The organism is Lactiplantibacillus plajomi (genome assembly GCF_005405405.1).
Lineage (GTDB): Bacteria > Bacillota > Bacilli > Lactobacillales > Lactobacillaceae > Lactiplantibacillus > Lactiplantibacillus plajomi.
Map to the genome: position 1 here is coordinate 1 of NZ_BJDZ01000067.1, position 855 is coordinate 855.

General features: G+C 33.9%; 2 protein-coding genes and 1 pseudogene. 1 reads left to right on the forward strand and 2 read right to left on the reverse strand.

What is annotated here, in order from left to right; all coding sequences use genetic code 11:
* Positions 1-104 precede the first annotated feature (104 nt).
* Both FFM82_RS13425 and FFM82_RS13430 read right to left on the reverse strand, forming a co-directional pair.
* Positions 105-407 carry a type II toxin-antitoxin system YafQ family toxin gene (locus FFM82_RS13425; RefSeq protein ID WP_005917927.1) on the reverse strand — a complete coding sequence of 101 codons (303 nt, stop codon included), beginning with the start codon at positions 405-407 and terminating at the stop codon, positions 105-107.
* Complete coding sequence (locus tag FFM82_RS13430; RefSeq protein ID WP_003625288.1) at positions 397-675, reverse strand: plasmid mobilization protein; 279 nt, start codon at positions 673-675, stop codon at positions 397-399. Before FFM82_RS13430 ends, FFM82_RS13425 begins: the two co-directional genes overlap by 11 nt.
* A 103-nt stretch (positions 676-778) precedes the next feature.
* Between FFM82_RS13430 and FFM82_RS13970 the strand changes: the two are divergent.
* Positions 779-855, forward strand: a pseudogene (locus FFM82_RS13970) (site-specific integrase); the annotation flags it as partial.

Sequence of the window (855 nt, forward strand, 5' to 3'; positions counted from 1 at the left end):
CAAATCGCCCCTCAAAAACGTTGTTAAAATAGCCCCCGATATCTATAATGTAGATATTGGGGGCTATTTTAATTTATTTTTTTATAAGTGCCCCTAAACTATAGCTATTGATTCAAGATTTCATGGGAGCCAGTTGCAACCAATAACAAAATCAATTCATCATGATCTAGCTGATAAATAACAATCCAGTTGTCATAATTTTTACCATAGTTTCCATATCTGGCAGGGTGAAATTCACGATAGCCACGCCAATTTCCTTTTAATGCATGATCTTTAATCTGTTTCAAAACAAGTACATCTTGTTCAACAATTGCTTCTAAACAAGGCTTCAAGACAGTTATTGGGAAATGTTTTTTGACTAGTTTTTTTAATTCACGTTCAAAAGATTTGGTCTGTTTAATTTGCATCTAACTTATCGATCCAATCTTCAAAGTCAGTCAATGAACCAATGTTTTTGACCTGCCCTGTTTCTGCTTCTTTTTTAGCGGCTAAGGCTTCCGGAGAATCTAAAAAGCTGACTAATCGAACTTCATTATTGGCCGCTTTAACTAACGATAAGCGTATATACTCAGAAACGGTTAGCCCTTGTTTTGCTAGATTAGCTTTAGCCCGTTCACTAATGTCAGGTGTTACACGAGTTGAAATTGTCTTGTTTTTAATAATAGTATTACTCATTCTAATCCGCCTCCTTTAAGTTTACCATCGTACTACATTATAATATTCGATTTTTAGGTTTTCTGCAACTAAATTAATTTTAAAGTAAAGGAACTAACAGCTTATGCAACAAGTTGTCTTACCCATCAAAGATTCAAACGTTCTTAAAGAGGTTCAAGATACGTTACTCAATAACTTTAA